Genomic DNA, 26,413 nt, shown 5'->3' on the forward strand with positions numbered 1-26,413 from the left:
GACTGCGTTGACGGCCTTCAGGGGACGGACCATAACCTTGAATTCGATGATCTGGCCGGCCGCGTTCCACTCAATCATGTCGATGCCGTTGACGGCAATGCCGTCCATCTCGGTCTCGAACTCGAGCACGGCGCGGGTGGCGCAATCGAAGACACGGGTATAGCGGAAGCTGTCATTGCCGAGCGTCTCCCCGGCGGCGAGCAGGTAGCCCATGGTGATGGGCTTGCCGGCCTGCGGCGTGTGGACGACGGGGCTCCTGAAGACGACCTCATCGGCGAGCAGGGGCACAAGGCCGGCAGGGGAATGATCATGCGCCATCCAGTCGAACCAGGCTTGCAGGTTCGGGCTGTGACCAGTTTCAGGGATCAGGTGTTTTACCATTGTGTGGTCCTCCCGGGAGGAGATTAGATCGATTTCTGCGCGGAAGGAAGGCGAGGGGTGGAGGCGGGGGCTTAGTGGGTCACCCCGCATAAGCCGCCGCCAGGTCGGGATCCTTCGCGGCGACGAGGTCGGCGAGGTCGGAGATGACCTTGGCCTGTTTCCAGGTGGCGTCGTCCTGCATCTTGCCGTCGAGCATGGCGACGCCGGTGCCGTCGGGCATGGCGGTGAGGATGCGGCGGGCGAATTTCACTTCGTCCGGGTCCGGAGAGAAAACTCGTTTGGCGATGGCGATCTGGTTGGGGTGGAGGCTCCAGGCGCCGGCGCAGCCGAGCAGGAAGGCGTTGCGAAACTGCTGTTCGCAGGCGTCGAGGTCGGAGATGTCGCCGAAGGGGCCATAGAAGGCGTTGATGCCAGCTGTGCGGCAGGCGTCGACGAGGCGGGCGATGGTATAGTGCCAGAGATCCTGCTGGGCATTGGCGCGGGCGCTTCCGTCCGTATGCGGATCTTCAAGGACGCGGTAGAAGGGATGGCCGCCGCCAACGCGGGTAGTTTTCATTTTCCGGCTGGCGGCGAGGTCTGCCGGCCCCAGCGAGATGCCCTGCATGCGGGGGGAGGCGAGGGCGATCTCCTCGACGCGGGCAACGCCCTCGGCGGTTTCGAGGATAGCGTGGAAGAGGATCGGGCGGGTGAGGCCGGCCTTGGCCTCCAGCTGTGCGACGAACTGGTCCGCATAGTGAATATCCCAGGGGCCTTCGACCTTGGGCAGCATGATGACGTCCAGCTGGTGGCCGGCTTTAAGCACAAGATCGGTCACGTCATCGAGGAACCAGGGCGAGTTCAGGCAATTGACACGGCTCCAGAAGCCAGTGCCGGATTTCTGCCAGTCCACCATCTTTGCCATCTCGACGGCGCCGGCGCGGGCGGCGTCCTTGGCGTCTGAGGGAATGGCGTCCTCGAGATTAGCGAGGATCACGTCGACCTGCTTGGCCATTTCCGGCACTTTTGGGCGGATCTTCTCGTTATGACCTGGGACGAAATGGATCATCCGCTCGAGCCGGACGGGCAGCTCGCGCATCGGTTCTGGCGCGCCTATGGCGAGCGGCTTGAAGAAATTGCGCGGCGTTTTCTGAGACATGGGCCCCTCCGTTTGCGAGCAGAGGATTAGAGCCCGCGCTGCAGCGCGTCAAATGGGAGGGGGCCGCCGGAACATTTGCCGCGCCCGGACGTTGATGCCCCTGAACAATGCAAAGGATGCTTTCTTGTCACTCGTCATGATCCTTCTCGCCATTTTCCTCCCGCCCGTCGCTGTCGCGCTGAAGCAGGGAATTGGCGTACAGCTGCTGATCAACATTTTACTGACGCTGATCGGTTGGCTGCCCGGCGTGATCCACGCTTTCTGGGTCAACACGCGCGGCGGTGAAACGCTGGCCTGATGCGGCGGCCGCTCAGCCCGACAGAGGATGCGCGGTTTCCAGCAGTTCCTGAAGCTCATCGGTCAGGACGTGGGTGTAAATCTGCGTCGTCGCGATGTCGGCATGGCCGAGCAGCATCTGCACGGCGCGCAGGTCGGCGCCGCCTTGCAGCAGGTGCGTGGCGTAGGCGTGGCGCAGGGCGTGCGGATGCACACGGGCAGGGTCAAGGCAAGCCTCGGCGGCAAGGCCCTCCAGCAACTGCCCGAGGCGGCGGCGTGTCAGATGGCCGCTGGCGCCGCGCGAGGGAAAGACCAAATCCTCGGCGCGGGTCTTGACGTCCGGGTCGGTGCGCTCCTCCAGCCAGTCAGACAGGGCCGCGAGAGCCGGGCGTCCGAGCGGGCAGAGGCGTTCCTTACCACCCTTTCCGCGGATGATGATGTCGCTGGTGACCCAGCGCGCGCCCTTGCGGCGGGGCAGGCTGCCGAGGGTCAGGGAGACGAGTTCCGAGGCGCGCAGGCCGGCGCCATACAGCAATTCTACGAGGCATTTGAGACGTGGGTCATTGCCGCAGGCGGCGATCAGCGCCTTCATTTCCTCGCGGGAGAGGACATCCGGGATCTCGCGCGCGGGCGAGGGACCGTCGAGCCGGGAAGTGGGGTCATCCTTGCGGTCGCCCTCCTCGAACAGGAAACGGAAGAAGCGGCGCAGGGCTGAGAGCTTGCGGGCCTGCGAGGCGGGGGCCAGGCCGCGTTCGGCAAGGTCGCTCACCCAGGCGCCGAGTTCGCTGGGTTTGGCCTTGGTCAGGCGCCCGTTGCAGAATTGCGAAGCGTCCAGCAGGTCACGGCCATAGGCATCGAGCGTATTCGGGCTCGCGCCCCGCTCGGCCGACATCATTTCAAGGAAGGCGCCAATGCGGGTCTTGTCGGACATAGCGAAAGGCTAGGCCTGCAGGTTTAAGGGCGCGTGAAAGCGCCTGAAACGGCTAGAATACGCCTTCCACGGGAATCCGCGTTTCCCCGTCCGGGGGCGGGTTCTTGACGGCCTGCTGGCCGAGCCACCACATGCCGCCGACGACCGCCACAGCGATGACGACGAAGCCGATCAGGAATTTACGCATGGATTTCTGCCCCGAAAGCTGGTTTTGCGGACGAATCCTGCCGCCCGAATACGCCGTCTATGTGGCAGGTCTGTAAAAGGCGCGCAACGCCGGGTAAGAGAGAGTGATGCCGGACGACAGTGATCCTTCAAGGTCAGGCCTGCCCTTCCAGGGGCGGACCATTGCGCTAGTGGGTCTGATGGGCGCCGGCAAGTCGACGGTGGGGCGCCGGTTAGCCGAGAAGCTGGGCCGCAAGTTCTTCGACAGCGATGCGGAAATCGAGAAGGCGGCCGGCCTGTCGATCTCGGATATTTTCGCGTTGCACGGCGAGGCGGACTTCCGGCGCGGCGAAAAGCAGGTGCTGAAACGCCTGCTGGACCTGCCGCCGCATGTGCTGGCAACCGGGGGCGGGGCCTTCATCGACGCCGAGACGCGGGCGGTGATGAAGGAGAAGGCAGTGACGGTCTGGCTGAACGCCGACCTCGAGACCTTGTGGCGCCGCGTGCAGAAGCGCAACAACCGGCCGCTGCTGAAGCGCGCCGACGCCAAGGCGCACCTGTCAAACCTCGTGAGCGAGCGTGAACCTTTTTATTCACAGGCTGACCTTAATGTTCAGTCCAAGGATGGGCCGCATACCAATACGGTCAATTCCATCCTGAAATCCCTGCAGACCTGGACACCGACATGACTTCCACGACTTCCCTTGAAACCGTCCGGGTCGAACTCGGTGCGCGTGCCTATGACATTCTGGTCGGGCATGGCGCGCTCGGCGAGCTGGGCCCGCGCCTTGCCTGCCTCTTGAGGCGCCCGCGCGCCTTCGTGCTGACGGACGAGACTGTGATGCGCCATCACAAGGCGCGGCTGGAAGCAGCGGTCGCCGGGGCGGGGATCAAGCTCGACTGGAGGGCGCTGACACCGGGCGAGCAGACGAAGACCTTTGCGCAGCTCGGCAATGTGCTGGACTGGCTGCTGGCGGGCGGTGCGGACCGGGGTGATGTGCTGATCGCGTTCGGCGGCGGCGTGATCGGCGACATGGGCGGACTCGCGGCCAGCCTGATGAAACGCGGCATGGGCTTCGTGCAGGTGCCGACGACGCTGCTGGCGCAGGTCGATTCCTCCGTGGGCGGAAAGACAGCGGTGAACACGCCGCGCGGCAAGAACCTGGTCGGCGCCTTCTACCAGCCGCGTCTCGTGATTGCGGATACCGAACTTCTGGCGACACTGCCGGGGCGGGAGATGAAGGCGGGCTATGCGGAAATTCTGAAATATGGGCTGATTAATGATGCGCCCTTCTTTGACTGGCTGTCTGAGAACGGGGCGAAAGTGCTGGCGCTGGAACCGGAGGCGGCCTGCTACGCGGTCGCGCATTCCTGCGCGGCGAAGGCGGCGATCGTGGTCGAGGACGAGACCGAGACCGGTGTGCGTCAGCTCCTCAATCTTGGGCATACATTTGGCCATGCGCTGGAAGCGGCCAACAGCTATGGGCCGGACCTGCTGCACGGCGAGGCTGTGGCGCTCGGCATGGCGCTGGCCTTCCGGTATGGCGCGGGTCTCGGTGTGACGCCGCCGGCGGATGCCCACCAGGTAGCAGATGTGATCCGCGCCTCGGGACTTCCCGCGGACTTGTCAGGCCGGGACCGCGCCCAGTTCACTGCGCCGCGTCTGACTGAACTGATGCAGCAGGACAAAAAGGCGCGCGGCGGGCGCGTCCCGCTGATCCTCGCACGCGGCATCGGCGCTTCCTACATTCATCCGGACGCGGACCTTGCCTCCATCGAGGCTTTCCTTGCCCGCGAACTCAACGAAACAGTCTAGAGAGATCCACCGCCCGACATGATTGCCGGTTATCTGATTGCCATTGTCATCCTGCTTTGCCTGTCGGCGTTCTTTTCCGGATCGGAAACTGCGCTGACCGCTGCCTCCCGCGCGCGCATGCACCAGCTTGAGAAAGAGGGCGACAAGCGCGCCCGGGCCGTAAACCGCCTCCTCGCCAACCGGGAAGATTTCATCGGCGCGATCCTGCTCGGCAACAATCTCGTCAACATTCTCGCCTCGGTTCTTGCAACCTCGATGTTCACGCTCCTGTTCGGGGCGGGTGGGCTGGCGCTGGTGGCGGCAACGGCCGTGATGACCATCACGGTGCTGATCTTCTCAGAAGTGCTGCCAAAGACCTATGCCATCTCGCGCCCGGACAGCTTTGCGCTGCTGGTTGCGCGCCCGATCGGCATCGTGGTGCGCGGCGCGTCATGGATCATCCAGCTGATCCGGTTCATTGTGAAGATACTGCTCAAGCTGCTCGGGCTTGCCGGCCCGGTTACGCCGGTCTCGGCCGAGCAGGAGATCCGCGGCGCCATCGACCTGCATGCGATGGAAGGCGGCGTCGAGAGCGGCGACCGGCTGCGCCTTGTCGGCGCGCTCGACCTGAAGGAGCTGACGGTAGAGGACGTGATGATCCACCGCAAGAATATCCAGATGCTGAACGCCGACATGGACCGCCGGCAACTGGTGATGAAGGCGCTGGCGAGCCCGCATACCCGCCTGCCGCTATATCGCGGCGAGAAGGAAGAGATCATCGGAATCCTGCACGCCAAGGACCTGTTGCGCGCCGCGCTGCCGATGGGCGGCGACCTGTCGAAGCTTGATCTCGACACGATCCTGCGCAAGCCCTGGTTTGTGCCGGAAACGACGCAGGTGAAGGACCAGCTCGACCAGTTCCTGTCAAAAGGCCAGCATTTCGCGCTCGTCGTCGACGAGTATGGCGAATTGCAGGGCATGATCACGCTGGAGGATATTCTCGAGGAGATCGTCGGCGCGATCCATGACGAGCATGACGTGCAGATCCAGGGCGTGCGGGTGCAGGCGGATGGTTCGGTGAATGTCGACGGCTGGGTGCCAATCCGCGACGTCAACCGGGCGACCGGCTGGGCCCTGCCGGATGAAGAGGCCGTAACGGTGGCCGGACTCGTCATCCACGAGGCCCAGACGATCCCCGAGCCGGGGCAGAGTTTCGTGTTCCATGGCTACCGGTTCAACATCCTGCGCCGCCAGCGCAACCAGGTGACCGGGGTAAACATCTCGAAAGTGGAGACGAATTAAGGCGCGTTAGCCTTCAGCGCGAGCGCGTGGAGGCCCGTGTCGAACTCTGCCTGCAGGACCAGCATGACCGTACGCTGCGCCTGGACGCGGGACAGGCCGGCAAAGGCGTCGGCGGTGATTTCAACCGAATAATGCGTTTCCCCGCCCGGGGCGGCCCCCGCATGGCCCGCATGTTTCGCGCTATCGTCGATTATGGTCAGCGATACCGGGGCGAAGGCCTGCGTGAGCGCCTCTGCAATTCGTGATCGTCTGTCACTTGGTTGTGGCATCTTTAAGCGGTGCTCCCTATTATCGTGGCCCATGTCCGACAGCGATCCCTTCCGTTACCGCGTCAAGTTCAAAGATATACGTGTGAACCCTCCCAAGGACGAGGCTTCGCGGGCGCGCGCCAAGCAGACGCGGGTGTGCGACGAGCATGGCTGCGACCTCGAAGGCGCCTTCCCGGCGCCGCGCCAGGGCGGTAAGGGACGCCACTTCTTCTGCGAGCAGCATGTGTCGGACTATAACCGGCGCTTCAACTTCTTTGAAGGAATGAGCGAGGCCGAGGCGGCCTCCTTCGTGCGCTCGGAGCGCTACGGCCATAAACGCACCTGGCGGATGGGCGGCGGGCCGATGGGCGGAAAGCGCAGCGCGCAGACGCATGACCCGCGCCGCTGGGCCGGGCGGGGCTTTTTCGATATGGACGATACGCCGGCGGCCGAGGCGCGCGTCGAGGCGCACCGCTCCAGCCTGCAACTGAGAGCGCTGCGGGAACTGGACCTTGAGGCCGACGCCACGCCGGTCGAGATCCGCGCACGCTATGCCGAGTATATCCGCCGGTTCCACCCGGATTCGAACAAGGGCGACCGCTCCAGCGAGCACAAGCTCGACCGTGTGGTCCGGGCCGGCAAGCTGCTGAAGGCCTCCGGCCTGATGCGCACCTGACGGCCAGCGGGCAGATATGTCTTGGGCGGGGCCGCCGTTCCGAGCCTTCTGATTCCGCCGACCATGCCGCATGGACATTGGCAACCTTCCTGTGGTCAAAGGCGGCAGAAACTGGGAATCGCGGCTGGCCCCGGCTGGCCAGCAAAGAGGCGCTGCGCATGAGCAAGGGATTGGTCACGGTTTTTGGCGGCTCCGGCTTTATCGGCCGGTATGCGGCGCGGACGCTGGTCGAGCGCGGCTGGCGCGTGCGGGTTGCGGTGCGCCGGGTGCATACCGCCATCGACGTGCGCCTCGCCGGCCCTCCGGGCTGGGTCGATATTGTGCAGGCGAATGTCAGAGACCGCGCGTCGATCGACCGCGCGCTGGACGGCACCGATGCGGTGGTCAACCTCGTCGGCATCCTGTTCGAACGCGGCAAGCAGACCTTCTCCGGTGAGCAGGCTGATGGCGCTGCACTGGTCGCAGAGGCGGCCGCCGCCAAAGGTATCACGCGCTTCGTGCAGATGTCCGCCATCGGCGCGAATGCCGGGTCAAAGTCGCCTTACGCCCGAACCAAGGCGGCCGCCGAAGCCGCAGTGCGCAAGTGTGTGCCGACGGCAACGATCCTGCGCCCGTCCATCGTGTTTGGCGCCGAAGACCAGTTCTTCAACCGGTTCGCAGCCATGGCGCGCTCGGCGCCGGCGCTGCCGGCCATCGGCGGCGGGAAGACGAAGTTCCAGCCGGTCTATGCCGGAAATGTCGCCAGCGCGATTGCCATGGCGGTTGATTGCGCTGCCGCCGCCGGCAAGCCCTATGAGCTGGGCGGGCCGCGGGTCTACACGTTCAACGAACTCTACGACATCATCCTGAAGACGATCGACCTGAAGCGCTTCAAGATTCCGCTGCCCTTCTTCGTGGCGCGGCCGATGGGATATCTGATGGGCGCCGTCTGGCGCTATGTGCCGCCCTTCGCCTGGGGCGCGCTGGGTGATCCGCCGCTGACGGGTTCGCAGGTCGAGATGCTGCAGGACGACAATGTCGTGGCCGATGGCGCGCTGACGATCCGTGACCTGGGCGTGACCGAGCTTGGTTCCGTCGAAGCCATTGTGCCGCGCTATCTCTGGCGCTTCCGCACTTATGGCGAATTCCACAAGGCCAGCGAAGCCTGATCAGCCTGCGACAAGCGGGATGGGCATCATCGTCAGAAGCGCGATGCCGAGCAGGATGCGGTAGGCCACGAAGGGCAGGAAGCTCATCCGGCGCACCAGGGCCATCAGGACGTAGATAGCGATGAGGCCCGAGACGGCGGAGCCGACACCGATGGCAATCGCCTCGCCGGCGGTCACGTTCACGGTGCCCACTTCGCTGCCGAAGTAGAACTCCATGATCATGTAGAGGCCGACCGCTGTCAGCACCGGCGCGCCGACGAGCAGCCCGAACTTGGCGGCGTCGGGGCGGGAATAGCCGAGCGCCCGGGCCGTCGTCATCGTGATGCCGGAGCGCGACGTGCCCGGCAGCACGGCGGCGATGACCTGCACGGCACCGATCAGCGCGGCGTGCCAGGGCGTCATGTCGTCGATCGTGCGGGTCTTCTTCCCGAAAATGTCGGCGAGGCCCAGCAGGATGGCGAAGCCGATCAGCGGAATCGCGACCCCTTGCACGGAGCGCACCGCCGCGTTGACCTCATCAGGAATGAACAGACGCGCCGCCGCGAGGCCGGCAATGGTCAGCGGCAGGGAGGCGAGGAGGTTCATGGCGAGGCGCTCGCCCGAACTCAGGGTGCGTTTGGCGCCGAGCGCGCCCGGCAGCGAGAAGGTGCCTACAATTGCCTCGCCGATATCCTTCCGGAAATAGATCAGCATCGAGGCGACAGTTCCGAAATTGGCGACCGCGTTGATCAGCAGTTCGTCGCGCCCGACATAGCCGAAAAAATCTGCCGCGATCAGCACATGGGCGGAGGACGAAACGGGCAGCCATTCGGTGATGCCCTGGACAATCGAGATGATAAGGATCTGTAGAAGCGACATGGGCCTACGGGGTCAGCTGCACGACAATAGACCAGCCCTAACCCAGAATGGTAAAGCTTTGGAGCGCTCAATTGCCATCTGCGCGCCGGAAAATGCATTATCCAAAATGATATGTATAATTGTGTGGTGATGTCATTTTGAACGCCAGCCGAAAAGAAAATCATATAAAAAATATCAAAATGATATCTTAAAAGAACTCCGATCTTGTTGAGGGCAAACAGGCGCCGTAAGAGCAGGGGCTCGCGCGCCGGGGTGCGCCGTGACCGGGAGGATGCTCTTATGGCCGAGAAGATGCTGCAATTCACGAAAGTCTCGCGGGCCATGCCGTCGAAACGTCCGGCGCCCGTGCGCGCGGAAGACTTCCGCGAGATCTATGCAGACTTTTCCGCCGAAGCCGCCAAGGCGCAGGCCGGGCGCTGCTCCCAGTGCGGCGTGCCGTTCTGCCAGCAGGGCTGCCCGCTCCAGAACAATATTCCGGACTGGCTGAAGCTCGCCGCCGAAGACCGGCTGGAAGAAGCCTGGCGCGTGTCGTCCGCCACCAACAACATGCCTGAAATCTGCGGCCGTATCTGCCCGCAGGACCGCCTCTGCGAAGGCATTTGCACGATCGAGCAGTCGGGCCATGGCACAGTCACCATCGGCTCCATCGAGAAACACATCACGGACACGGCCTGGGCCGAAGGCTGGATCCAGCCGATCAGGCCGCCGCGCGAGCGGACGCAGTCGGCCGGCATCATCGGGGCCGGGCCGGGCGGCCTTGCGGCAGCCGAACAGCTGCGCCGCAAGGGCTACCAGGTAACGGTTTACGACGCCTATGACCGCGGCGGCGGATTGCTGGTCTACGGCATTCCGGGCTTCAAGCTGGAGAAAGAAGTCGTAGAGCGCCGTATCCGGCATCTCGAAGCTTCCGGCATCTGCTTCAAGTTCAATACGCGCGTCGGCAAGGATGTCTCGCTCGCGAACTTGCGCGCCGAGCATGATACGGTGCTGATCGCGACCGGCGTCTATGCCGCCAAGGACCTCAAGTGCCCCGGCAGCGGCGCTGACGGCGTGCTGGCCGCGCTAGACTATCTCACCGCATCGAACCGCAAGGGTCTCGGCGACACGGTGGAGGCTTTTGAGTCGGGTGAGCTGAACGCCGAAGGCAAGCGCCTCGTCGTGATCGGCGGCGGCGATACGGCGATGGACTGTGTACGGACGGCGGTCCGGCAGGGCGCCAAGTCGGTCACCTGCCTCTACCGCCGCGACAAGGCCAACATGCCGGGCTCACAGCGCGAAGTGCAGAACGCCGAAGAGGAGGGCGTAGTTTTTGAATGGCTCGCCAATCCGGAAGCCATTCTCGACACCAAGGCCGGCAAGGTGAAGGCCGTGCGCGCCAGCAAGATGAAACTTGGCGAGCCGGATGCTTCCGGCCGCCAGAGTCCCGTCAAGACGGGCGAAGTGATCGACGTGAAGGCGGACATGGTGATCAAGGCGCTCGGCTTTGATCCCGAAGACCTGCCCCTGCTGTTCGACGAGCCGGCGCTGACCGTGAACCGCTGGGGCGCGGTGCGCGTGGACTACGCCACCCTGCAGACGAGCCTGCCGGGCGTCTATGCGGCGGGCGATATCGTGCGCGGCGCCTCGCTCGTGGTCTGGGCGATCAAGGATGGCCGGGATGCGGCGCAAGCCATGCACAAGGCTATGCGCGCGGCGGCGAACGCCAAAGTTGCGGCGGAGTGACCGAGATGCAGGGTGGATGCCTCTGCGGAGCCGTGCGGTTTGAAGGCCGCGGCGCGCCCATCGGCGTGACCATCTGCCATTGCCGCATGTGCGCGCGCCGGAGCGGCAGCCCGGCCATCACGGCGGAGTTCGAGCATGGTATCACGTTCGACGGTGATGTGACCTGGTTTGCCAGCTGCGATCGGGGAGCGCGCGGCTTTAGCCCCGCTTGTGGCTCCGCGCTTTTCTTCCGCCTCACCCAAGGCGACTACATCAATGTCGGTGCGGGCTTCTTCGGTCATCCTGCGGCCGTGCCCCCGATCACCCCGGAAATCCATGTGGGCGCCCAGCCCAGCTACTATGCTTTCGCCCAAGGCGCGCCGCGCCTGACGGGCGAAGAATTTCTTGCGCGCCTTGAAAGCGGAAAGCCCTGATCATGTCTGACTACGTGAAACAGTACGAAGCCAATCGCCAGAAACTGATCGATGGCCATGCCTACAATCCCGAGGACGAAAAGGACGCCTGCGGCGTCGGCCTTGTCGTGTCGCTGGACGGAAAGCCGAAGCGCGAAATCGTCGAGATGGGCATCAAGGCGCTCAAGAACGTCTGGCACCGCGGCGCCGTCGACGCTGACGGCAAGACCGGCGACGGCGCGGGCATCCGGCTCGACGTGCCTCAGGATTTCTTCCGCGAGCATGTAAGCCGCACGGGCCACAACCCGACCGACGACCGCATCTGCGTCGGCCAGATTTTCCTTCCGCGTACGGACTTCGCTGCGCAGGAGGCGGGCCGCACGCTGGTCGAGCGAGAAGTCCTGCGTTCGGGTTTCTATATCTATGGCTGGCGCCAGCCGCCGGTGGACGTGTCCGTGATTGGCCAGAAGGCCAAGGACACCCGCCCCGCCATTGAGCAGATCATGTTCCGTGATGCGCGCGCCCGGAGCGTGGACGAGATGGAGCGCGAGCTTTACATCTGCCGCCGACGCATCGAACGGCGGGCGCGCGAGGCAAGTATCCCGGCCTTCTATGTCTGTTCGCTGAACCACAAGTCGCTGATTTACAAAGGCATGTTCCTGGCGGCCGATATCGACAATTTCTATCTCGACCTGCGCGATGAACGCTTCACCTCGGCCTTCGCGATCTATCACCAGCGCTATTCCACCAACACCTTCCCGCAATGGGCGCTCGCCCAGCCGTTCCGGATGATCGCGCATAACGGCGAGATCAACACGCTGCGCGGCAACAAGAACTGGATGAAGAGCCACGAGATCCGGATGGTTTCGGAGGCTTACGGCGACAACGTGGACGACATCAAACCGATCATCCCGGACGGGACCTCGGATTCCGGCGCGCTGGACGCCGTCTGGGAAATGCTCTGCAAGTCCGGGCGCACGGCGCCGATGGCGAAGGCGATGCTGATCCCTGAAGCCTGGTCGAAGCGCGAATCGGTGATGCCGACGGCGCACCGCGCGCTCTACGATTATTGCAATTCGGTGATGGAGCCATGGGACGGCCCGGCGGGTATCGCGGCATTCGATGGCCGTTGGGCGGTGGCAGGGCTTGATCGCAACGGTCTGCGCCCGCTGCGCTATGCTCTGACCACGGACGGCATCCTGGCGGTCGGCTCCGAGACCGGCATGTGCCCGCTCGGCAATCATGAGATCGCCAGACGCGGATCGATACCTGCCGGCGGCATGATTGCGGCAGACCTTCAAACCGGCAAGTTCTATGATCACCGCGAGATTGTCGATCATCTCGCGGCGCAGGCGCCCTATGAGGAATGGCTAAAGGCCGTGGTGGAACTGGAGCCGGAAATCGGACCTGGCCCGGAGCCGGTCTTGTTCAACCGCGAAGAATTGCTGCGCCGCCAGACGGCTGCCGCCTTCACGCTCGAAACGCTGGAGCTTATCCTTGCGCCGATGGCTGAAAGCTCGAAGGAAGCCATCGGCTCGATGGGCGACGATACGGCGCCCGCTGTGCTCTCCTCTGCTTACCGGCCAATGAGTCACTTCTTCCGTCAGAACTTTGCCCAGGTTACCAACCCGCCGATCGACCCGCTTCGCGAAGGCCGGGTGATGAGCCTGCGCACGCGGTTCAAGAACCTTGGCAACGTTCTGGACACTGACAAATCCCAGCAGGAAGTGTTTGTACTCGAGAGCCCGGTGCTGACCACCGGCATGTATGAGCGCCTGCACGCCCGGCTTGGCCTCGGCACCGAAGTCATCGACTGCACCTTTGCGGCGGACGATGTGACGGCGGCAGAAGGCGGCGCGCTTAAGGATGCGCTGGAACGTATCCGGCGCGAAGCCGAGGAAGCCGTGCGCGCCGGCCGCGAACACATCATCCTCACCGACGAAAACCAGTCCTCCAGCCGCATCGCGGCGCCGATGATCCTCGCCACCGGCGCGGTGCACTCGCATCTCGTGGCGCAGGGCCTGCGCACTTTCTGCTCGATCACCGTGCGCTCGGCCGAATGTCTGGACACGCACTATTTTGCCGTGCTGATCGGCGTCGGCGCGACCTGCGTCAACGCCTACCTCGCACAGGACGCCATCGCGGACCGGCATGCGCGCGGGCTTCTCGGCGACCTGTCGCTCGGCAAGGCGGTCCAGAACTTCAAGGAAGCGGTCGAGGCCGGTCTCCTGAAGATCATCTCCAAGATGGGCATTTCGGTCATCTCGTCCTATCGCGGCGGGTACAACTTCGAAGCGCTCGGTCTGTCGCGCGCGCTCGTCGCCGATTACTTCCCCGGCATGTCGAGCCGCATCTCTGGCCTCGGCCTTGCGGGTCTCGAGGAGAACGCGCTGGTGCGCCACCAGAAGGCGTTTGACGAGGATGTCATCTCGCTACCTGTCGGCGGTTTCTATCGCCTGCGCGCTTCGGACGAACTGCATGCTCTCGACGGCACGCTGATCCACACGTTGCAGGCCGCCTGCGACCGGGGCGATTATGCAGTCTACCGCAAATACGTCGACGCCGTGCATGCGCGCGATCCGATACAGCTGCGCGACCTGCTCGATTTCAAGGCCGCCGGCGAAGCAATTCCGCTGAGCCAGGTCCAGTCTATCAATGAAATCCGCAAGCGCTTCGTTACGCCCGGCATGTCGCTCGGCGCGCTGTCACCGGAAGCGCACGGCACGCTGAACATCGCCATGAACCGGATCGGCGCAAAGTCTGTATCCGGAGAAGGCGGCGAAGACCGCGCGCGCTACCGTCCACTGCCGAATGGCGACAACATGAACTCGGCGGTCAAGCAGATCGCATCGGGCCGCTTCGGCGTCACGGCCGAGTATCTGAACGAATGCCGCGAAATCGAGATCAAGGTCGCTCAGGGCGCCAAGCCGGGGGAGGGCGGCCAGCTGCCCGGCTTCAAGGTGACCGAGCTGATCGCGAAACTGCGCCATGCCACGCCCGGCGTAACGCTGATCTCGCCGCCGCCGCACCATGACATCTACTCGATCGAAGACCTTGCCCAGCTTATCTATGACCTGAAGCAGATCAACCCGGAGGCCCGCGTCTGCGTGAAGCTCGTGGCCCAGTCCGGCGTCGGCACGGTCGCAGCGGGTGTCGCGAAAGCGAAAGCTGACATCATCCTGATCGCGGGCGGTGTTGGCGGCACGGGCGCGAGCCCGCAGACCTCGATCAAGTATGCGGGCCTGCCCTGGGAAATCGGCCTCGCCGAAGTCCACCAGGTGCTGTCGCTCAACAACCTGCGCGACAAGATCACGCTGCGTACCGACGGCGGCCTGCGCACCGGACGAGACATCGTCATCGCGGCGATGCTCGGCGCTGAAGAGTATGGCATCGGAACGGCTTCGCTCGTGGCGATGGGCTGTATCATGGTGCGCCAGTGCCATTCCAATACCTGCCCGGTCGGCGTCTGCACGCAGGACGAAGCGCTCCGCGCGCACTTCTCCGGCAACCCGGACAAGGTCGTGAACCTGATGAGCTTCATCGCCGAGGACGTGCGCGAAATCCTCGCCTCGCTCGGCCTGAAATCGCTCGACCAGGCAATCGGGCGAACGGACCTCCTGAAGCAGGTCAGCCGAGGTGCGACCCACCTTGATGACCTCGACCTCAACCCGCTCCTCGTGCAGGTCGATACCGATACGCCGGTGGTCTACCAGCCGAACCGGCGCGAGCCGGTGCCCGATACGCTCGACGCCCAGATCCTGCGCGATGCCGAGCCCTTCTTCGAACGCGGCGAGAAGATGCAGCTGGAATACGGGGTGGAGAACACGACGCGGGCCATCGGCGCGCGCGCGAGCTCGCGCATCACCCGCAAGTTTGGCATGCAGTCACTGCCGGAAGGCCGCCTGCATATCCGGCTTGAAGGCTCCGCCGGCCAGTCGCTCGGCGCTTTCAGCGTGCAGGGCCTGCTGCTGGAAGTGCTGGGCGATGCCAATGACTATGTTGGCAAGGGCCTTTCCGGCGCGACCATCGTCGTCACGCCCCGCCCGCGCGACCGGCGCACCGCCATCGGTGATGCGATCATCGGCAATACCTGCCTCTATGGCGCGACGGCCGGCAAGCTGTTTGCGGCCGGAACGGCGGGCGTGCGTTTTGCCGTGCGCAACTCCGGCGCCAAGGCTGTCATCGAAGGATGCGGCGCAAACGGCTGCGAGTACATGACCAATGGTCGCGCCGTGATCCTCGGACCGGTCGGCGACAATTTCGGCGCTGGCATGACCGGCGGCGCGGCCTTTGTGTGGGATCCCTCCAGCCGTTTCGAGCAGGTGGTGAACCCGGACTCGATCGACTGGTATCCGCTGGCCGATATGTCGGAAGACCATGTCGGCGAAGCCAAGGCGATGATCGAGGAACATGCGCGCCGCACTGGCTCGCTGCGCGCCCGCGACCTGCTCGACAATTGGGACACGACCCTCAGCCAGATGCTGATGATTGTGCCGAAGGAAATCGCCTCGCTGCTGCTGGTTCGCAAACCGCCCGTGAAGAAAAAGCAGGCCGAGCGCGCCTAGCGCCCGGCCTGCGTACTGCGGTTAAGCCACCGGCGGTTTCTTCCGGCGGATGCGAGGCCAGATCAGGCGCAACCAGATCCAGAGCAGGGCGCCGATCAGAAGCAGCCAGGGCAGGCCGAAGGCAAAGGCCGTGATCACGGCGGCGGTCGCCTCGGCGAGGTTCGCGAAGAACTCGGTGAAGGCCCGGCCGATGGAATTGCCGCCTTGCGTGACCGCGTCGCGGCGGGTTTCATAATTCACGGTGAGCTGGCTCATGTCCACGCGCTGGCGAAGGGCCGCGAGCGTGGATTTCAGCGAGTCAATCTCGCCGTTCACGCGCGACAGTTCACGTTCGGTCTCGAGGATTTCGCCGAGATCTCCCGGGCGGCTCTCGAGCAGCTGCTGCAAACGGCCCTGCAAGGTTTCGAGCGCGCGCACCCGGGCGCCCGTGTCGATGATCGAGACCGTCAGGTCCTCGGTCGTGGTCTGGCGGTTGGAGATTTCGCCGCGCGCCGCTTCTGCTTCCGCGTCGACGCCGTTCAGGAAGGTCTCGATCCAGGCGGGCGTGGCCCGCAGGTTCAGATAGCCGGAGCTTTCGCCTTCCGAATAGGAATAGAGGTTGGAGTTGGTCACGACGCACACGGATGGGCCCGCCGCATTACACGCCGCGATATGGCCCTGCAGCGCCGGCTCGATGGCTTTCAGCGGCAGGCGCATGCCGACAGTGTGGGCATAGGCGATATACTGAACGGTGCGCGGTGCATCCGGCGCAGACCCGCCTCCCGCCCCGCCTTCCTCGGCCATGTCGGACATCTTGGCGGCCATCTCGGGCGCAGGCGGCGCCAGGGCCGGCCGCGGGTCGCCCGCATAGTCGGATGCGCCGCAGGCGGCCAGCACGAGGGCTGACATGGCGGCGGCAAGTGAAGTTCTGAGTTTCATGCGTCTGTTCCTCCCCGGAATCCCGATCGGCACTCACGCACCAACGCCCTGAAAATGGCAAGAGGGCGCCGCTTTCTGGAAGCGTTGCGGCAGCCTCAGGGCCGGAAGGTGACGCGCCGCTCGCCCGCTGTCAGTGCGCGCTGTGCATGATGGGCGAAATCGACAAGAAGGGCGCGCGTCTCTCGCGGGTCGATGATCTCTTCCGCCAGAAAGCTCTCGGCCGTCCGGAAGGGCGAACGGATCGCCTCGAACTTCTTGTAGAGCGCCGCTTTCAGCTCCTCGGGGTTCTCGGCTTCCGACAATTCCCTGCGGAAGGCCGCCTCTATGCCGCCCGCCATCGGCAGCGAGCCCCAGTCGCCGCTCGGCCAGCAGTAGCGCCATTTGGTCTTCGACTGGTTCATCATCACCGAGCCGGCGAGGCCGTATGCCTTGCGGATGACGACTGAGCAGACCGGAACATCCGCCTGGTAGACCGCCGTCATCGCGCGCACGCCGGCGCGCGTGACGCCTGCCGTCTCCGCCTTCACCCCCACCGCGAAGCCGGGGCAGTCTACAAAGTGGATGACCGGCAGATGGAAGGTCGAGCAGAGGTCCATGTGGCGCGTGACCTTGTCGCAGACGTCCGCCGTCCAGGCCCCGTCGAGGAAGAACGGGTCCCCGGCCATGATGCCGACCGCGTAGCCATCGAGGCGCGCAAGGCCGGTAACGATACCGCGCCCCCAGTCATGTCCGATCTCGAAGAAGCTGCCCCGGTCCATAGCCGCTTCAATGATCTTGCGCGGCTTGTAGGGTGTACGCCCGTCCTTCGGCACGAGGGAGATGAGGCTCTCCTCTTTTCGCTTCGGGTCGTCCGTGGGCTTAAGGCGCTCGGACAGATGATGCACCGAAGGGGGCAGGTAGGAGAGGAAGCGGCGCGCGGCCGCAAAGGCGTCCGCTTCGGTATCGACGACATTGTCCACAGTGCCGTTCTGCCCCTGGATCTTCCAGCCGCCGAGTTCTTCCTTGGTCACGTTCTCGCCGAGCGCGATGGCAACAGGCGGCCCGGCCACGAACACCTGGCTAAGCTCCTTCACCATGATGCTGAAATGGCTCGCCGCAAGCCGCCCCGCGCCCATGCCAGCGCAGGGGCCCAGCGCCAGTGTCACGAACGGCACCTGCGACAGGCCCGTGACGATTTCGTTCCAGCCGGGTGTCTCGGGAATATAGGTACGCGGGTCCTTCTCCAGCGACTTGACCGATCCGCCGCCGCCCGTGCCATCGATCATCTGGACCAGCGGCATCCGGTATTCGGTCGCCATCTTGATCATCTGGACCATCTTTTGCCAGATCGAAGCATCGGACGCCCCGCCCCTCACGGTGAAGTCGTCGGCGAGTATCACCACCGGGCGGCCTTCCAGGCGTGCCCGGCCGGTCACGGAGGTCGAGGGCATGAAGCTCGCGAGTTCGTCATCGGCGCCGTAAGTCGCCTTGCCGGCAATCTTGCCGATCTCGTGGAAACTGCCAGGGTCCGCGAGGAATGCGACCCGCTCCCGTACGGTCAACTTGCCCCGCCCGCGCTGGCGTTCGACGGGCTCTTGCCCGCCCATATGTTCGGCCAGGCGCTCGCGCCGGCGAAGCTCTTCAATCGCTTTTTCCCAACTCATGGTGCACAGGTGATCGCGTTACCGCCGCGCCCGTCAACGGGAATCTTCTTGCTCCTCCCGTTCCGGTTTGCTTTATCCCGGTTCAGACCCAATTCCCAAGGAGGAACCCCCGGATGGATCTCGCACAACTTACGGCCCGCGCTTCGGAAGCCCTGGCGGGCGGCAGTGATTTCAAGAAAAAGGTTAAGTTCGATTTCGGCAGCGTCGGCAAGCTCCTGATCGACGGCTCCAATGGTAAGGTCGACAATTCCGACGATCCGGCGGACGCCACCATTTCCGTCACCTGGGACGACTTCACCAAGATCTCCTCCGGCGCGATGGACCCGACCATGGCCTTCATGCAGGGCAAGCTGAAAGTTGCCGGCGACATGTCGGTCGCCATGCAGCTGCAAAGCCTGATGAAAAAGCTCGCCGGCTGATTTCCCGGCCTGCCCAAGGGCATTGACCTAACAGGGCCGCCCGGAGACAGCTTCGGGCGGCTTTTCCTTTTCCGGACTGGAATTCATGGCTGACGCACCTGCAAGACAGACGGGCTTCGTGAACCTCAAGGGCAATGCGGCGCCCGAGGGGGCCGCGGTCGTCTGGTTCAAGGGCGAGGGCGGGCGCGAACTTCGGGCTTGCGCCGCGCCGGCCCTGTCCGCCTCCAAGCCTCGCGGCACGGTGATTGTCTGCCCGGGACGCACCGAGTTCATCGAGAAATACTTCGAGGTTGGCCGCGAGCTCCAGAAGATGGGATTCGCCGTCCTGATCCTCGACTGGCCAGGGCAGGGCCTGTCCGACCGCCTCCTCGGCGACAGCAAGAAGGGTCATATCGACCGGTTCGAGACTTTCATGGGCGCCCTCGCCAATGGCCTCGAGGAACTCAAAGACCGCCTGCCGAGACCGCATATCGCACTTGCCCATTCCATGGGCGGCGCCATCGCGCTCGCTGCCATCGCGCAGGATCTCGTGAAAGTCGATGCCGCTGCCTTCTCCGCGCCGATGTGGGGCCTGAAATCGAAATTCTTCGGGATGAGTTATCTGGTCTGGGCGATGCGGGCCACCGGCCGATCCGGCGACTATGCCATCCAGCCCGGCCCGCCGGAAAAGTTCGAGACGAACATCGTCACCCATGACAAGCGCCGCTGGGAATTGCAGCGCGACCTGATCGACGCTGCGCCGGATCTCGAACTTGGGCCGGTCACCTGGGGCTGGCTCGGCGCCTCGCTCGACATTCTCGCCACTTTCACGAAGCCGAAGGCGCTCGCGAAAGTCACCATTCCGGTCTTTGTCGCCTCGGCCGCCGAAGAGAAGCTCGTCGACAATGCCAGCCATGCCGAGATCTGCCGCCGCCTGAAGGACTGCGAACATATCACGGTCGAAGGCGCCATGCACGAGATCCTGATGGAAACCGACGACCGGCGCGCCGAGTTCTGGACCGGCTTCCAGCGCCTGCTGAAGCGCGCGGGCATCTGATACTCACGATACGGATAAAATAAGGGGAGACAAAAACAGATGGCGATCATTTCATTGTCACGCATCATCGCACACTGGACTGCGATCCAGCCCAGGCGCACGGCGCTCAGCCATGAGGGGCGCGATGTCAGCTGGACCGAGCTTGAAGCGCGCACCAACCGGCTGGCGCGTGCCTATCAGGCGCTCGGCGTGAAGCAGGATGACTTTGTCACCATCGCCCTGCCAAACGGCATCGAGTTCTTTGAAGCCTGCCTCGCCACATGGAAAGCCGGTGCTACGCCGCAGCCCGTCTCTTCGCGCCTGCCGAAATTCGAGCGCGACCAGATCGTCGAAGTTGGCTCGCCGAGCCTTGTTGTCGGCGTCGAGGCCGGCGAATATGCCCCGCTGCCCTGCCTGCCGATCGGCTTCGAGCCGGATGCGTCCTTCTCGGATGCGCCGCTGCCGGAAATCACCGCCGCCAGCTACAAGGCGATGACCTCTGGCGGTTCCACCGGACGGCCCAAGCTGATCGTCTCCAAATCGCCCGCTGCGTCCGATCCCGATGTGCCGCTGCTCGAGATCCCGCCGCAGGGCTGTATGCTGATCCCTGGCCCTCTCTACCATAACGGCCCCTTCCTCTGGGCCATGACCGCCCTCTTCAAGGGCTGCACGGTGGTCGTCACCACACGCTTCGATGCCGACGAAACCCTGCGCCTGATCGAGGCGCACAAGGTCGATGTCATCTATACCGTGCCGACCATGATGCGCCGGATCTGGGCGCTCCCGGAAGACGTCCGTACACGGTATGATCTCTCCAGCCTCAAGGCGCTCTGGCACCTTGCCGCGCCCTGCCCGCCCTGGCTGAAGGAGTGCTTCATCGAGTGGCTGGGCCCGCAGGTGATCTGGGAACTCTATGGCGGCACGGAAGGGCAGGGATCTACCACCATTCAGGGTACGGAGTGGCTGACCCACAAGGGCTCGGTTGGCCGTCCGGTCGAGACCTGCGAAATGAAGGTCGTCGGCGAGGATGGCCAGACCCTGACGCCCGGCGAAGTCGGCGAAGTCTTCATCCGCCCCCTGTCCGGCGCCGGCACGACCTACCGCTATATCGGAGCCGAGGCCAAGGCCATCGACGGCGGCTGGGAAAGTCTCGGCGACATGGGATGGATGGACGCCGAAGGTTATCTCTACCTGACGGACCGCCTCTCCGACATGATCCTTGTCGGCGGCGCCAATATCTATCCTGCCGAAGTCGAATCTGCGCTCGATGCCTTCCCCGGCGTGCGCTCCTCTGCCGTCATCGGCCTGCCGGACGAGGACATGGGCGCGCGCCTCCATGCCGTCATCGACCGCCCTGACGGGCCTGCCGATCCGAAAGAGCTGGAGGCCCACCTCGCCGAGCGCCTCGTGCGCTACAAGGTGCCGAAGAGTTTCGAGTATGTGGACGAGCCCGTCCGCGACGATGCCGGCAAGGTTCGGCGCAAAGCCCTTAGGGAAGCCCGCCTCGCCGCCTCTTGACTTCCCCTAGGGCGCGGCGCCTCCCGTGGGCCGAACACGGGAGAGACCAACCATGAAAGTCGCAGCAGTCAAGAAGCCGGGCGGGCTCACCAACCTCATTATCGAGGACCGGCCCGATCCGAAACCGAAAGCCGGCGAAGTGCTCGTGCGCGTGCGCGCCAGCTCGCTGAACTATCACGACTTCATCGTGGTGCTTGGCGGCATTCCGACGCCCGACGGCCGTATCCCGATGTCAGATGGCGCCGGCGAAGTCGTTGCCGTCGGCGAAGGCGTGAGGAAGTGGAAAGTGGGCGACAAGGTCATCTCGCTCTTTTTCCCCAGCTGGCAATCCGGTCAGGTCGAAGCTGCCGGGTTCGCGAGCGTGCCGGGCGACGGCGCTGATGGTTTCGGATGCGAACTCTATGCAGGCCCCGAGACTGCGTTCACGCGCATGCCCGCCGGCTGGAGCTTTGACGAAGCTGCGACGCTTCCTTGCGCCGCGCTCACCGCCTGGCGCGGCATGTTTGTCGAAACCCGCACGAAGCCCGGCGACTGGGTCCTCGTGCAGGGCACCGGCGGCGTGTCGATCTTCGCGCTCCAGTTCGCCAAAGCGACGGGTGCGCGCGTCATTGCCACATCGTCCTCCGAAGCCAAGCTTGAGAAGCTGCGCGCCCTCGGCGCCGACCATGTGATCAACTACAAGGAAACTCCGGACTGGGGCAAAAAGGCTTTCGAGCTGACCGGCGGGCGCGGCGTGGACGAGGTCGTCGAAATAGGCGGTCCGGGCACGATGGCGCAGTCGATCAATGCCTGCCGCCCCGGCGGCCATATCTCGCTGATCGGCGTGCTTACCGGCGTCTCCGGCGAAGTGCCGACCGCTGCGCTCTTCTCGCGCAACATCACTGTTTCCGGCATCACGGTCGGCTCACGCCGCCACCAGGAAGACATGGTGGATGCGATTGATGCCACCGGCTTCAAGCCGGTCATCGACAGCCGCTTCCCGCTCGACCAGATCGCCGCCGCCTTCGCCCACCAGGCCAGCCAGCAGCACTTCGGCAAGATCGTCCTGACGATCTAGGACTGCCGGCTCATGACGGACCCGCCAAAGCGCCCGCCTGTCCGGCGGGCGCTTTCTCGCGAAGGTCTTCGATCAGGCTTTCGCCGTCCGGCGTGTCCGGATCGCCGTTCGCCTTGTGGATGCGGTAGACCACGCCGGACAGGAAGAGGATGGCGATCAGGTTCGGGAAGGCCATCGACGCGTTCGCGAGGTCGCCAAACAGCCAGACGATGTTCACTTCCGCCATGGCGCCAATGAAGATAACGACCACCCAGATGTAGCGGAACGGTTTGGTGGCCCATTCGCCGATCAGGTAAGTGACCGCCTGTTCGGCGTAGTACGACCATCCGATGATCGTCGTGAAGGCAAACAGGGTGAGGCACAGCGTCACGATCCATCCGCCGACCGGTCCCGGCACAGCGTCCGTGAAGGCCCGGTTGGTCAGCGTTGCGGGGTTGGCGCCTTCCGCCATCCAGATATGCGTTGTGGTCTCGCCGGCCCACGACTTGAACTGCTCGGCCGTCGCCCAACTGCCTTCGGCCGTGAGGATGACCAGTGCGGTCATCGTGCAGAGCACCATGGTGTCGATGAACACGCCGATCATGGCGATTTCGCCTTGGCGGGCAGGGTTCTTCATCTGCGAAGCCGCGTGCGCGATCGGGGCGGAGCCCTGTCCGGCTTCGTTGGAGAACAATCCGCGCGCCACACCAAACCTGATCGCCGACAGAACGGCGTAGCCTGCAAGACCGCCGACCGCTGATTGCAGTCCGAAGGCCGACGAGAAGATCATGCCGAAAGCTGCAGGAATGAACTGCACGTTCAGCGCAAGGATCACCACGCAGGCGAGGATATAGAGCGCCGCCATTGTCGGCACGAGATTTCCTGCAACCCGCCCGATGGACTTGATGCCGCCGACGATGACCACGAAGACAAGCGCCGAGAGGATCAGGCCGAGCAACCAGAGCGGGGTTTCGATCCCGCCGCCTGCGAAGGCGGAGTGGATGTTGGCGGTGAGGCTATTGGCCTGGATCATGCCGCCCGTGGCAGTGGCGGAAAAGATCGTCCCGATACAGAAGATCGCGGCCAGCCAGCCCCAGCCCTTTCCGAGGCCCTTCTTGATGTAGTACATCGGGCCACCATTGATGCGGCCATACTGGTCGATTTCCCGGTATTTGATGGCCAGCGAACTTTCCGCAAAGGCGAGCGCCATGCCGAGGATGGCTGTCACCCACATCCAGAAGATCGCGCCCGGCCCGCCCAGTGTCAGCGCCGTTGCGACCCCGACGATGTTACCCGTTCCGACCTGCCCGGAAAGCGCCGTCGAGAGCGCCTGGAAGGGCGTGATCGCGGCAGGGTCGCCGTTGCCCTTTCGGCCTTTCCAGACCTCGACAATTGCCGGCACGAAGCGAAGCAGGGGCCGAAAGCCCAGCCGCAGCATGAAGAACGTGCCGGTGCCGAGCAGGATGACAGCGATGGGCCCGAAGGGCAGGACTTGGGTCCCGTTCCATTCACCACCCCAGATAAAGCCGCTGACATTGATTACGCCTGCTTCCAGGCTGGCATAGAAATTGGTGAACATGCTGCAAGGGCCTCCCCGGCGCCGATAGTGTCAATTTCGCGGCACCCTAGCCCGGTTTCTCCGGCTGTGAAGGCGTCGAATGCCGTAAGTCCCCCAGATGGAGGAAGGTTCTTTCAGCCTGCCCCCTTTTGAGGCATAAGCCGCGCGATGACCGCCGCCCCCGACGCCAAGCCCCTGAAGGGCCTGTTTATCAGCACCTATGGTTGCCAGATGAACGTTTACGACTCTGAGCGCATCCGCGATGTGCTGAAACCGCTGGGCTATGCACCCGTGGACAGCCCGGAATCGGCGGACCTCGTGGTGGTTAACACCTGCCATATCCGGGAGAAGGCCACCGAGAAGGTCTATTCCGAACTCGGCAAGCTGAAGCAGATGAAGCTCGCCTCTGGCGGGAAAATGACGATTGCCGTTGCCGGCTGCGTGGCACAGGCCGAAGGCGCCGAGATCATCCGCCGCCAGCCGGCTGTCGATCTCGTCCTCGGCCCGCAGGCCTATCATAAGCTGCCCGAGATGATCGCCCGCGCCAGCCGCGCCGTCGGCGACCGGCTCGAAACCGAGTTCGATACGCTCGAGAAGTTCGATGCCCTGCCGAAGACCCGCGATCCGGATGGCCCCGCCGCCTTCGTCTCGGTTCAGGAAGGCTGCGACAAGTTCTGCACCTTCTGTGTCGTGCCCTATACGCGCGGCGCGGAAGTCTCCCGCAGCGTGGACGATATCGTCGCCGAAGTGCGCGACCTTGCCGCCAAGGGCGTGCGCGAAGTCACCCTGCTGGGCCAGAACGTCAACGGCTTCCACGGCGCCGCTCCGCGCCTTGGCGGCGGCGCGGACTGGACGCTCGGCCAGCTCGTCCGCCACCTCGCAAAGATCGGCGGAATTGAGCGCATCCGCTATACGACCAGCCATCCGCGCGACATGGACGACGACCTGATCGCCGCCCACGGTGACACCGGCGCCATGATGCCCTTCCTGCACCTGCCGGTTCAGTCGGGCTCCGATCCCATCCTCAAGGCCATGAACCGTGGCCATACGGCGGACCACTACCGGGACATCATCGCCCGCGTCCGCAAGGCCCGGCCGGATATCGCTATCGCGACCGACTTCATCGTCGGCTTCCCGGGCGAAAGCGACGCCGACTTCGAGGCAACGATGCAGCTCGCCCGCGATACCGGTTTTGCGGTGGCTTATTCCTTCAAGTATTCCTCGCGCCCCGGCACACCGGCCGCCGGGATGCACGGCCACCTGCCCGAAGCAGTAAAGGACGAACGCCTGCAGGCGCTGCAGTCACTGCTGCGCGACCAGCAGACCGCCTTCAACCAGTCGCAGATCGGCAAGACGATCCCCGTTCTCGTCACCGGCAAAGGCCGCAATCCCGGCCAGATGCATGGCCGCTCGCCCTACCTTCAGGCCGTCCATTTCGATGGAACCGAAGCCCAGCTCGGCACGTTGGTCGACGTGCAGATCAACTCGGCCAGTCTAAACTCCCTGTCCGGCGAACGCGCGCGTGCCCGCGAGCCCGCCGCGTGAGTATGAAACGTCCGCCCACAGTCCCCCAAGGCGCTGACGCCGTAAGCCGGGTCTACCAGGTCAACCAGGCCGAGCGCCTGCGTGACCTGTGCGGTCCGCATCACCGCCATCTCGCCTTGCTTGAGACGCGCCTTAAGCTCTTCGGCCTGCGCGCCGAAAGCCAGGGCGGCGGCATTCGCCTCGACGGCGCCGAAGAGGGCGTCTCGATCGCCGAAACGGCCCTCGCCGAATTCGAACGCCGCCTGCGCAGCGGCGCCGAGCCGACCGAAATGGAACTCGACGGCGCCTTGCAGGCCGCCCAGTCCCCGGCTCAGTCCTTCAGTGGCCTGAAGGGCCTGCGCAAACCGGTCACCGCGATGACCCGCGGGCAGGCGAAATATATCGAACTCCTGTCGAACCCCGACAATGCCCTGATCTTCGGCGTCGGCCCCGCCGGCACAGGCAAGACCTATCTGGCCGTCGCCACCGGTGTCGCAGAACTTCAGGCGGGCCTTCGCCAGCGGCTGATCGTGACGCGCCCCGCCGTCGAGGCCGGCGAAAAGCTCGGCTTCCTGCCGGGTACGCTGGAAGAGAAGGTCGACCCCTACATGCTCCCCATCTGGGACGCGCTGCGCGAACTGATGGGTCAGGAACAGATGGAACGGCGCATGTCGCGCGGCGAGATCGAAGTCGCGCCGATTGCCTTCATGCGCGGGCGCACGCTGAAGAATGCCTTCGTTATCGTCGATGAGGCGCAGAACACCACCGTCGCCCAGATGAAGATGGTGCTCACCCGGCTTGGCCGAGATAGCCGCATGGTCGTCACAGGCGATCCCGGCCAGGTCGACTTGCCTGGCAGCCAGCCGTCCGGCCTGAAACATGCGCTGCGTATCCTCGGCAATGTCGAAGGCATCGCTGCCCACCATCTCACCGCCGCCGACGTGGTCCGCCACGGCCTCGTCAGCCGCATCATCGACGCCTATGAAGCGTCCGGCGAGAGCTGAGCGGCGCCATGATCGATATTGCTCTGATCGTCGAAGGGGAGGCATGGTCCGCCCTTGGGGATCTTGATACCCTCAGCCGCCGCGCCTTCGCCGCCGCGCAGGAAGAGCCCGCCGAAGGCCTCGTCTCCCTGCTGCTCACCGATGACGCGGAACTGCAGCAGCTGAACCGGGACTTCCGGGGCAA

24 protein-coding genes are annotated in these 26,413 nt (G+C 64.5%); 15 read left to right on the forward strand and 9 right to left on the reverse strand.

What is annotated here, in order from left to right:
• Both WEA77_RS06825 and WEA77_RS06830 read right to left on the reverse strand, forming a co-directional pair.
• Nucleotides 1-381, reverse strand: a 381-nt coding sequence (locus WEA77_RS06825; protein WP_368067120.1) for a nuclear transport factor 2 family protein, incomplete at its 3' end; no start/stop codon positions are given.
• A gap of 79 nt (nt 382-460) precedes the next feature.
• Nucleotides 461-1,516 carry a CoA ester lyase gene (locus WEA77_RS06830; RefSeq protein WP_368067121.1) on the reverse strand — a complete coding sequence of 352 codons (1,056 nt, stop codon included), beginning with the start codon at nt 1,514-1,516 and terminating at the stop codon, nt 461-463.
• Nucleotides 1,517-1,640: 124 nt separating this feature from the next.
• On the opposite strand from WEA77_RS06830, the gene WEA77_RS06835 reads away from it, so the two are divergent.
• On the forward strand, nt 1,641-1,814 hold the full coding sequence (locus tag WEA77_RS06835) for a YqaE/Pmp3 family membrane protein (protein ID WP_368067122.1): 174 nt from the start codon (nt 1,641-1,643) through the stop codon (nt 1,812-1,814).
• Nucleotides 1,815-1,826: 12 nt separating this feature from the next.
• Here WEA77_RS06835 and WEA77_RS06840 read toward each other — a convergent pair whose 3' ends face one another.
• Nucleotides 1,827-2,723 (reverse strand): tyrosine recombinase, encoded by an 897-nt coding sequence (locus WEA77_RS06840; protein ID WP_368067123.1) that lies wholly within the window; start codon nt 2,721-2,723, stop codon nt 1,827-1,829.
• 52 nt (nt 2,724-2,775) lie between these two features.
• Complete coding sequence (locus WEA77_RS06845; RefSeq protein ID WP_368067124.1) at nt 2,776-2,910, reverse strand: hypothetical protein; 135 nt, start codon at nt 2,908-2,910, stop codon at nt 2,776-2,778.
• A 106-nt stretch (nt 2,911-3,016) separates the two neighbouring features.
• On the opposite strand from WEA77_RS06845, the gene WEA77_RS06850 reads away from it, so the two are divergent.
• The 3 genes from WEA77_RS06850 to WEA77_RS06860 are packed head-to-tail and all read left to right on the forward strand — an operon-like array spanning nt 3,017 to nt 5,985.
• Nucleotides 3,017-3,577, forward strand: a complete 561-nt coding sequence (locus WEA77_RS06850; protein ID WP_368067125.1) for a shikimate kinase — start codon at nt 3,017-3,019, stop codon at nt 3,575-3,577.
• Nucleotides 3,574-4,704 carry a 3-dehydroquinate synthase gene (gene aroB, locus WEA77_RS06855; protein WP_368067126.1) on the forward strand — a complete coding sequence of 377 codons (1,131 nt, stop codon included), beginning with the start codon at nt 3,574-3,576 and terminating at the stop codon, nt 4,702-4,704. The genes WEA77_RS06850 and aroB overlap by 4 nt, the downstream gene beginning before the upstream one ends.
• A gap of 18 nt (nt 4,705-4,722) precedes the next feature.
• Nucleotides 4,723-5,985, forward strand: coding sequence for an HlyC/CorC family transporter (locus WEA77_RS06860; RefSeq protein WP_368067127.1), 1,263 nt, complete (start codon nt 4,723-4,725; stop codon nt 5,983-5,985).
• Here the strand turns inward: WEA77_RS06860 and WEA77_RS06865 are convergent.
• Nucleotides 5,982-6,254: a BolA family protein gene (locus WEA77_RS06865; protein WP_368067128.1), complete on the reverse strand. Its 273-nt coding sequence runs from the start codon at nt 6,252-6,254 to the stop codon at nt 5,982-5,984. The two genes, WEA77_RS06860 and WEA77_RS06865, sit on opposite strands and share 4 nt — an antisense overlap.
• 82 nt (nt 6,255-6,336) lie before the next feature.
• Between WEA77_RS06865 and WEA77_RS06870 the strand changes: the two genes are divergently transcribed.
• Both WEA77_RS06870 and WEA77_RS06875 read left to right on the forward strand, forming a co-directional pair.
• Nucleotides 6,337-6,909 (forward strand): J domain-containing protein, encoded by a 573-nt coding sequence (locus WEA77_RS06870; RefSeq protein ID WP_368067129.1) that lies wholly within the window; start codon nt 6,337-6,339, stop codon nt 6,907-6,909.
• Between the two features lie 158 nt (nt 6,910-7,067).
• Nucleotides 7,068-8,057 (forward strand): complex I NDUFA9 subunit family protein, encoded by a 990-nt coding sequence (locus WEA77_RS06875; RefSeq protein ID WP_368067130.1) that lies wholly within the window; start codon nt 7,068-7,070, stop codon nt 8,055-8,057.
• Here WEA77_RS06875 and WEA77_RS06880 read toward each other — a convergent pair whose 3' ends face one another.
• Nucleotides 8,058-8,915, reverse strand: a complete 858-nt coding sequence (locus WEA77_RS06880) for an undecaprenyl-diphosphate phosphatase (protein ID WP_368067131.1) — start codon at nt 8,913-8,915, stop codon at nt 8,058-8,060. It lies immediately after the preceding gene.
• Nucleotides 8,916-9,194: 279 nt separating this feature from the next.
• On the opposite strand from WEA77_RS06880, the gene WEA77_RS06885 reads away from it, so the two are divergent.
• From WEA77_RS06885 to gltB, 3 genes are read left to right on the forward strand one after another with little or no spacing between them, the layout of a single operon-like run.
• Nucleotides 9,195-10,637 carry an NAD(P)-dependent oxidoreductase gene (locus tag WEA77_RS06885; protein WP_368067132.1) on the forward strand — a complete coding sequence of 481 codons (1,443 nt, stop codon included), beginning with the start codon at nt 9,195-9,197 and terminating at the stop codon, nt 10,635-10,637.
• A gap of 5 nt (nt 10,638-10,642) precedes the next feature.
• Entirely contained in the window at nt 10,643-11,050 is a 408-nt protein-coding gene (locus WEA77_RS06890; RefSeq protein WP_368067133.1) for a GFA family protein, read from the forward strand.
• A gap of 2 nt (nt 11,051-11,052) precedes the next feature.
• Nucleotides 11,053-15,594, forward strand: a complete 4,542-nt coding sequence (gene gltB / locus WEA77_RS06895; protein ID WP_368067134.1) for a glutamate synthase large subunit — start codon at nt 11,053-11,055, stop codon at nt 15,592-15,594.
• A gap of 21 nt (nt 15,595-15,615) precedes the next feature.
• Here the strand turns inward: gltB and WEA77_RS06900 are convergent, their stop codons facing one another.
• A complete protein-coding gene (locus WEA77_RS06900; RefSeq protein ID WP_368067135.1) occupies nt 15,616-16,512 on the reverse strand; it encodes a DUF4349 domain-containing protein in 897 nt (298 codons plus the stop codon).
• A gap of 95 nt (nt 16,513-16,607) precedes the next feature.
• Nucleotides 16,608-18,155 (reverse strand): acyl-CoA carboxylase subunit beta, encoded by a 1,548-nt coding sequence (locus tag WEA77_RS06905; protein ID WP_368067136.1) that lies wholly within the window; start codon nt 18,153-18,155, stop codon nt 16,608-16,610.
• 113 nt (nt 18,156-18,268) lie between these two features.
• Between WEA77_RS06905 and WEA77_RS06910 the strand changes: the two genes are divergently transcribed.
• The 4 genes from WEA77_RS06910 to WEA77_RS06925 all read left to right on the forward strand — a co-directional run bounded on the left by WEA77_RS06910 (nt 18,269) and on the right by WEA77_RS06925 (nt 22,164).
• Entirely contained in the window at nt 18,269-18,574 is a 306-nt protein-coding gene (locus WEA77_RS06910) for an SCP2 sterol-binding domain-containing protein (protein WP_368067137.1), read from the forward strand.
• A gap of 85 nt (nt 18,575-18,659) precedes the next feature.
• Nucleotides 18,660-19,610: an alpha/beta fold hydrolase gene (locus WEA77_RS06915; RefSeq protein WP_368067138.1), complete on the forward strand. Its 951-nt coding sequence runs from the start codon at nt 18,660-18,662 to the stop codon at nt 19,608-19,610.
• A gap of 39 nt (nt 19,611-19,649) precedes the next feature.
• Nucleotides 19,650-21,107, forward strand: coding sequence for an AMP-binding protein (locus WEA77_RS06920; protein ID WP_368067139.1), 1,458 nt, complete (start codon nt 19,650-19,652; stop codon nt 21,105-21,107).
• 52 nt (nt 21,108-21,159) lie between these two features.
• Nucleotides 21,160-22,164: an NAD(P)-dependent alcohol dehydrogenase gene (locus WEA77_RS06925; protein WP_368067140.1), complete on the forward strand. Its 1,005-nt coding sequence runs from the start codon at nt 21,160-21,162 to the stop codon at nt 22,162-22,164.
• A 10-nt stretch (nt 22,165-22,174) separates the two neighbouring features.
• On the opposite strand, the gene WEA77_RS06930 is transcribed toward WEA77_RS06925, so the two are convergent.
• Nucleotides 22,175-23,722 carry an alanine/glycine:cation symporter family protein gene (locus tag WEA77_RS06930; RefSeq protein WP_368067141.1) on the reverse strand — a complete coding sequence of 516 codons (1,548 nt, stop codon included), beginning with the start codon at nt 23,720-23,722 and terminating at the stop codon, nt 22,175-22,177.
• Nucleotides 23,723-23,869: 147 nt separating this feature from the next.
• Between WEA77_RS06930 and miaB the strand changes: the two genes are divergently transcribed.
• The gene (miaB, locus tag WEA77_RS06935) at nt 23,870-25,246 is read left to right on the forward strand and encodes a tRNA (N6-isopentenyl adenosine(37)-C2)-methylthiotransferase MiaB (protein WP_368067142.1); all 1,377 of its coding nucleotides are present in this window, start codon (nt 23,870-23,872) and stop codon (nt 25,244-25,246) included.
• A gap of 2 nt (nt 25,247-25,248) precedes the next feature.
• On the forward strand, nt 25,249-26,229 hold the full coding sequence (locus WEA77_RS06940; RefSeq protein ID WP_368067143.1) for a PhoH family protein: 981 nt from the start codon (nt 25,249-25,251) through the stop codon (nt 26,227-26,229).
• The last annotated feature ends 184 nt before the right edge of the window (nt 26,230-26,413 follow it).

The organism is Hyphomonas sp., assembly GCF_040882205.1.
In the GTDB taxonomy this organism is placed as follows: Bacteria; Pseudomonadota; Alphaproteobacteria; order Caulobacterales; family Hyphomonadaceae; genus Hyphomonas.